The sequence below is a fragment of the Methylocystis sp. MJC1 genome, from assembly GCF_026427715.1.
Classification (GTDB): Bacteria; Pseudomonadota; Alphaproteobacteria; order Rhizobiales; family Beijerinckiaceae; genus Methylocystis.
In genome coordinates, this window is record NZ_CP107559.1 from 347,862 (window position 1) to 353,861 (window position 6,000).

Consider the following 6,000-nt stretch of genomic DNA (forward strand, 5'->3'; position numbering starts at 1 on the left):
TCCTGCATCATTACGAGGTAAATCGGCTCCTTCGCGGCATGGTCAAGAATATGGAGCGGGATCAAGTCGGTATAGAGATATTTATTGTCCATCGCCCGGGACCATAATCGAAACCCGGTAACGGGATACGAAAACGTTAGCGCGAAGCTTTCAAACCTCAATCGTTTTCAACGCGGGCAAAATCTTGAGGCATGAGGTAGGCGCGCCTCTTAACCCACCAATGATGGTGGGCAGGAAATTGAATTGCGCTTCCCGCGAGCCATGTGCGACTCTCCTTTGAGCGTAACCGCGCGCAACAACCGGGTATTCATCATGGCCTCCCTGACCGGCCGACATTTTTTTCGGGGCTTTCGAGGAAACACATTTCTTTTGGCTTTGTCGCAAATTTTTTGTGCGGCCGAGGTGGGCCTGGAACAACGACGAGGTTTACACCGCCAGCGAGTAGAATTGCTGTGCGGGACACAATTCGCCCGTCGTCCGCAACTGCCCCTTTCGGCTCATGTGCATGAGCTCGACTCCTGCGAGGGTTGCCATAGCTGCTCGAAAGGACCTTGAACCCTAGCATTGGCCGCGCCACTCGTTTGACGGCTCGGTGATCCTGTTCGACGATGTTATTCAGAAATTTGTTTTGGCGGATTTCGATTTCCGCCTCATGTTCGGCGTTGTAGCTTTCGATGGCCGCCGTGTTGGCGCCGCTCTTGTCGATCGTGATCTTCTTTGGCACGCCATGCTGACTTATCGCCTTGCGTAGGAACCGCAATGCGGCTTTACGATCCCGCTTGGCCGTCAACAGGAAGTCCGCCGTCGCGCCAACTTTGTCGACGGCCCAATACAAATATTTCCAGCTGCCTTTGACCTTCACATACGTCTCGTCCAATCGCCAGCTTGCGCCGACCGGACGCTTGCGGGCGCGAAATTGTTGATCCAGCAGCGGGACGTATTTGACGACCCAGCGGTTCAGCGTGGAATGGTCGACTTCGACGCCGCGCTCTTCCAGCATTTCCTCGAGCTGCCGATAGCTGATCGGATATGCCACATACCACCGGATGCCCCACAGGATCACCTCGCGTTCGAAATGGCTGCCTTTGAACTCGATCATCGCGCCGTCTCGCCGAATTTGATTCTAGCGATTATACGCCAAGCCTCAGCCGCGAAAAGTTTGCGACAGAGCCAGATCGCTCGCGTTGACCTATGATGGCCCGACCATTGTCGTGACGCACCATGCGCCGCATACGGCGTCGGTGACCGGCCCGATATCATTTGCGGTAGAAATGCATCTTCATCCCGCCGCCTTTGCAGGCGCGCCAAGCTTGATCTGAATAGTTTTGGCGCTTTTCGCGTCTTCAGTGGGCTTCTTGATGTTGAGGTGGAGGACTCCCTTATCAAAGTGAGCCTCGACAGCTCCATCCTCCGGTTTGAAAGGTAAAGACAGCGACCGGTAGAATGAACCGTAGCTGCGCTCCTCCACGTGCCAGTCCTTTTCGTCCTGCTTGGACTCCCCCTTTTTCTCACCGGAGATCGCCAGCCGATTGCCATCCAGGCTGACCTTGATGTCTTTCTCGTCTACACCTGGGAGTTCGGCGTTTACCTCAATAGCGTCCTTGGTTTCGGCCACACCGATCACTGGCATGCCTGCCCCAACGGTCAACGAAGGCAAATTCTGATAGAACGAAGGCACGTTCTGATAGAACGCCCGGAACATGTCTTCCATGGGCCGGAGTGATCTGAAGGGGTCGGAGATGAGGTCTTGGTTGCCAGACCACAGACTCGGTAGTGTCATTGGTGCACTCCATCGTTGCTCTGACTGTCAATGTGGACGACTTCGTGTCGTCCACAATCGCAGAAACCGGAAGGTCTCATAGATTGGGCGCAGTTTCGACCTGCGCTACTGACTAGCACTTACTCCTGGTGTTCGACATCGTCATGTTCGTCCGAATGTTCGTCGGGGTGTATGCCCCAATGCCAGTGATGGTCGTGCGGTTTGAAGACGTCGTGGAGAAGCACGCCGAAGCGGAGTTTCTGGGCATCGTCAAGACTGTCATAGAGGGGCTTGGCCGCATCCGCGATCTTTCCCAATTCCGCACCGCGTGCCGAGAGACCTTTCTCGCGCAGCCGCAAGCCTTCGATCACGTCGTGTCGCTCGCGAAGCTCCTTGGCGTTTTCGTGCCATTCGGCTGCGCGCGCAGCTCGAGCTTTACGTCGCGAAGCGTTGTTTCGAGCGCAGGCCAATTCTTTTCCTGAGCGGGCGTCAGTTTCAACCCGGCTTTCAGCGCGGCGATGCTCGCATCGGTAAAGGCGGCAATGTGTTCTGCCGAAAACTGATGATGTTCGCTTGCTTTCTCGGGCGGCGCTGCGAAGACTCCGGAGGAGAGGCCGGGCAAAATGAGGGCCGCCGCTGTCGCGGCTATCAGTAGATGCTTCTTCATGAGGTTCACCTGAAGTTGTTGGACGAGAGCACGGGAGCCCGTGTGTCGACCAATTGGCATTGCCAGAATCCGCCGAGAGCCGAACCTTAACCCCAACATGGCCGTCATCCGGTGATGTCGGCTGAGAGCTTCGGCGCGATCTCTATAAATCCCGTCCTCCCGTCGTCATTTGTGAGAATGACCGTGGGCAGTCGTGGTATGTTTTTGGGCGAGCTCGCTATGTTCGAGCGCCGCAGCTGCGTGCTCTTTCGCCTCTTCGTGCTGGCCGAGATTGTGAAGATGGGCCGCCTGCAGGTGATGGTGCGCGGCGGCGTGGTGGTGAGCTGCCGCCTGAAGGTGATGCTCACTCGCCGGATGCTTCGGTGCCTGTGCCATTTCCGTTACCCCTCCCTGAGAGTGAATATTTGTAAACGTTTGGGCTACTTTCCACATATGACCGGGGATGGGCGGTTGAACCCGAACCACTGCGTCAACGCGCAATTCTTGCCTGAGTTCCCAGCCACACAAACGTCGATCGTCTCGTGTCGTCCTTGCAACCGGAGCCGGCTCTCCTTGAACGAGAAATCACGTTTAGAATTTGGTTCTGGTGCAAACAGCGGAAGCGGGGCATATTTGCCGGCGAACGCGCTGAGCAGTGGACCTGTATCCATATGCTGAGTATTGAAGAACTCTTCAGAGGCCGCCATTTCGACCGGGACATCATCATCCTCTGCGAGCAACCTTGTTGCATGGAGGGTTGGGAATCAGGATCTTAAGGAATGGTGGCGCAAAAGGCTTCCGATTTTCATGTCGGGGGCCGCTCATGCCTTTCAAGCTTCGTTCGAAGGGCAGACGCCACATTCCCCGCCAGCGTCATCGGGTCACGAACTGGCGCGAGTATGACGCATCCCTGCGCAATCGCGGCAGCCTGACTATTTGGTTTACGCCCGAGGCGATTGCGGGTTGGAAGGCCCAGCCTCGAACAACGCCGGGCGGACAGCGCCATTATTCCGATCTTGCCATCGAAACCGCGTTGAATTTGCTAACGGTGTTTCGATTGGCTCTTCGCTAGAGCGAAGGTCTGATCGGATCTATCATGAAAATGCTGGAGATTGATCTGCCGGTTCCCGATCATACGACGCTGAGCCGGCGGGCGTGTGGATTGCCTGTCGGCAAACCCGCGCAGATTGGAACGGACGAGCTCCACCTGATTGTTGATAGCACGGGATTGAAATTGCGTGGCGCCGACGAATGGTTGTTTGAAAAGCACGGAGCAACAAAACGCCGTGCCTGGCGCAAGTTACACATTGGCATTGACGCCGGGAGCGGCGAGATTGTCGCCTTTGATCTCACGGACAAGGATGCTGACGACGCCTCCCATGTCCCTGCGCTATTGGATCAACTGACGAAAACTCCCGCTTCTTTCACGGCCGATGGCGCATACGACAGGGCTGCGACATACGACGCCGTCCTCGCCCGAAATCCGTCCGCCCACTTCATCGTTCCACCCTGCAAGGGGGCGGTGCCCGGAGCGACAGCGACCATCTTGCCAACCCAGTGGGATTTGTATGTCCTTGCGGTTGCCACACATGGGCGGATGAATTGGCAGAAGGAATCCGGCTACAACAAGCGCTCAAAAGTCGAGGCTGCCATGCGCCGTTATAAGAGCGTCATCGGCGACGCATTGAAGTCACGCCGCGACGCCCGGCGTGCGACTGAAGTTGCGATCGCCGTTGAGGCCCTCAATCGGATGAACAAACGCGGGCGTGCGAAATTCGTTCGAGTGGCATGATTGCCGCCTCAACGTTCAAACGCCACGTACAAGTCTCCATGCAACAAGGTCCCCGGACGGGACCAGCCATCCGGGTCGCTGTCGGTCAGTTGGGCGGCTGAGATATGCGTGTCGACGACGCGCGCTCCCGGCGTAAGATCAGCTCTGCTTCGCAGTGACTGTCGCTTTCGCCGGGGGAGCGGCGACTGGCGGTTGTGCAGGGGGAGCGGCGAGCGGGGGCTGTGCAGGGGGAGCGGCGGCCGAGGGCTGGAAAGCTTGCTTGGCCAGATCGGAGTAGAGGTTGCCGATCGTCGTCGCCTGGGCGATGAAATCCTCATAGGCCGCCTTGGCGAAGTCGGATTGCAGCTGGATCGCTTCGTCGATGTGCTTCACGCCGAGCAGCTTTTCGAAGAGCGCGCGGCTTTTCTCGGAGGACGTCTTCCAATAATCAGTCATTGCGGCGGCGACGGCCTGTAGCCCTTTGACTACCGAGGTCGTGGCCTCCAAAACTGCCTCGGACTGCTTCAGGCCGGGTGCTTGGGTCTCTTGGAGGTTGATGGGCATGATATATATCCTTTTGGCTCTGTGCGCCTAGGAAAATCCTGGCCGCCACCGCCGCTTATAAGTTAGCGTGCGCCGCAACAAAAATAACGCGCTGCAAAAATAAAATGAGTCCCCCGGTCAGGTCGACGGTATTGCGATATGGGCTGCTCAGTCTGACTACGATCCGCGCCATCGGGGGAGAGCTGGCCCGGCAAACTCGGACAGTAGCTTGAGTGATGGGGTCGTCTAATCGCGATTGTCATGTCAAGGGATTTCGCCAGGCTCTGTCGCGAATTTTTCTCTCGGGTCGGCTGGGGCTATGATCGCCGGGCGTGGGGCAAGCGGAATTGTGCGATGATCGATTTCAAGGGCAGTCATTTTGAACGCGACGTGATCCTGTGGGGCGTCCGCTGGTATGTGGCCTATCCGATGAGCTATCGTCAACTCGAGGAAATGATGGAAGAACGCGGCGTCGACGTCGACCATTCCACGCTCAGCCGCTGGGTCGTCAAATATGCGCCTTTTCTGGAGAGACAGTTCCGCGTTCATAAGCGCGCGGTCGGATCCAGCTGGCGTCTCGATGAGACTTACGTGAAAGTCAAAGGCCACTGGAAATATCTGTATCGGGCGGTCGACAAGGCGGGCGCGACGGTGGATTTCTTGCTGACCGCGAAGAGGGATCGCAAAGCCGCGTTGCGTTTCCTGCGCAAGGCGATCGCGCAGCATGGCGCGCCGGATAAGATCACGATCAACAAAAGCGGCGCCAACACGGCGGCGATCGAAAGCTACAATGCGGAGCATGAAGCGGACATCGAAATCCGGCGTATCAAATATCTGAATAATATTGTCGAACAGGACCATCGAGCGGTGAAGCGAGTGACGCGGCCAATGTTAGGTTTCAAATCATTTCACTCGGCTGCCGCGACGCTCTCGGGGATAGAGCTCATGCATATGATCCGGAAGGACCAATCGCAGACCAATGGCGGATTGCGTCCTGCGCAGCAGTTTTATGCCCTCGCGGCGTGAGCCGCGTCACTCTCGCATGCCCGCGACGCTTCCGTAGACAAAATTTGCGGCACAACCCAACAGCGCCTCGATTGGCTGGACAAACCCGCCAATACATAGAGAAGCAAGTGTTAAAATTTAAGAATCACACGCGCGATAATCCCTATTCGCAACAGTACATGTGGGGTGCGTCCGCAAACATTAACTCCCAAATGCGCGTGATTTTGCCAGCTATTTGTCTACGCTGCCAGCCGAACCCGCCGATGATGGACACAG

Annotated in this window: 7 protein-coding genes and 1 pseudogene; 3 read left to right on the forward strand and 5 right to left on the reverse strand. The window is 56.9% G+C overall.

Going from position 1 to position 6,000, the window contains the following annotated elements:
* Positions 1-426: 426 nt before the first annotated feature.
* From OGR47_RS20510 to OGR47_RS20525, 4 genes are all read right to left on the reverse strand, one after another.
* Positions 427-1,099 (reverse strand): IS6 family transposase gene (locus OGR47_RS20510; RefSeq protein ID WP_246729901.1). Its coding sequence is split into 2 segments (ribosomal slippage): positions 427-549 and positions 551-1,099, totalling 672 coding nucleotides; the frame shifts between segments, so codons are not numbered across the junction.
* 180 nt (positions 1,100-1,279) lie between these two features.
* Positions 1,280-1,711, reverse strand: a complete 432-nt coding sequence (locus tag OGR47_RS20515) for an Hsp20/alpha crystallin family protein (protein WP_165056233.1) — start codon at positions 1,709-1,711, stop codon at positions 1,280-1,282.
* 188 nt (positions 1,712-1,899) lie between these two features.
* Complete coding sequence (locus tag OGR47_RS20520) at positions 1,900-2,130, reverse strand: hypothetical protein (protein WP_246729902.1); 231 nt, start codon at positions 2,128-2,130, stop codon at positions 1,900-1,902.
* Positions 2,127-2,426: a hypothetical protein gene (locus OGR47_RS20525; protein WP_246729903.1), complete on the reverse strand. Its 300-nt coding sequence runs from the start codon at positions 2,424-2,426 to the stop codon at positions 2,127-2,129. The genes OGR47_RS20520 and OGR47_RS20525 overlap by 4 nt, the downstream gene beginning before the upstream one ends.
* 219 nt (positions 2,427-2,645) lie before the next feature.
* Between OGR47_RS20525 and OGR47_RS20530 the strand changes: the two genes are divergently transcribed.
* Both OGR47_RS20530 and OGR47_RS20535 read left to right on the forward strand, forming a co-directional pair.
* Positions 2,646-3,083 carry a hypothetical protein gene (locus tag OGR47_RS20530; protein WP_165056235.1) on the forward strand — a complete coding sequence of 146 codons (438 nt, stop codon included), beginning with the start codon at positions 2,646-2,648 and terminating at the stop codon, positions 3,081-3,083.
* A gap of 145 nt (positions 3,084-3,228) precedes the next feature.
* A pseudogene (locus OGR47_RS20535) lies at positions 3,229-4,197 on the forward strand (IS5 family transposase).
* A 138-nt stretch (positions 4,198-4,335) separates the two neighbouring features.
* Here OGR47_RS20535 and OGR47_RS20540 read toward each other — a convergent pair.
* Complete coding sequence (locus OGR47_RS20540; RefSeq protein ID WP_165056391.1) at positions 4,336-4,740, reverse strand: phasin family protein; 405 nt, start codon at positions 4,738-4,740, stop codon at positions 4,336-4,338.
* A 333-nt stretch (positions 4,741-5,073) separates the two neighbouring features.
* Here OGR47_RS20540 and OGR47_RS20545 point away from each other — a divergent pair, with 333 nt between their 5' ends.
* Positions 5,074-5,745, forward strand: coding sequence for an IS6 family transposase (locus OGR47_RS20545; protein WP_216697959.1), 672 nt, complete (start codon positions 5,074-5,076; stop codon positions 5,743-5,745).
* The last annotated feature ends 255 nt before the right edge of the window (positions 5,746-6,000 follow it).

Excerpts from the sequence above, each read along its gene's own strand:
- OGR47_RS20515 (WP_165056233.1), bottom strand. The coding sequence starts at position 1,711 with ATGGAAGACATGTTCCGGGCGTTCTATCAGAACGTGCCTTCGTTCTAT.
- OGR47_RS20525 (WP_246729903.1), bottom strand. The coding sequence starts at position 2,426 with ATGAAGAAGCATCTACTGATAGCCGCGACAGCGGCGGCCCTCATTTTG.
- OGR47_RS20530 (WP_165056235.1), top strand. The coding sequence starts at position 2,646 with ATGTTCGAGCGCCGCAGCTGCGTGCTCTTTCGCCTCTTCGTGCTGGCC.
- OGR47_RS20545 (WP_216697959.1), top strand. The coding sequence starts at position 5,074 with ATGATCGATTTCAAGGGCAGTCATTTTGAACGCGACGTGATCCTGTGG.
- OGR47_RS20540 (WP_165056391.1), bottom strand. The coding sequence starts at position 4,740 with ATGCCCATCAACCTCCAAGAGACCCAAGCACCCGGCCTGAAGCAGTCC.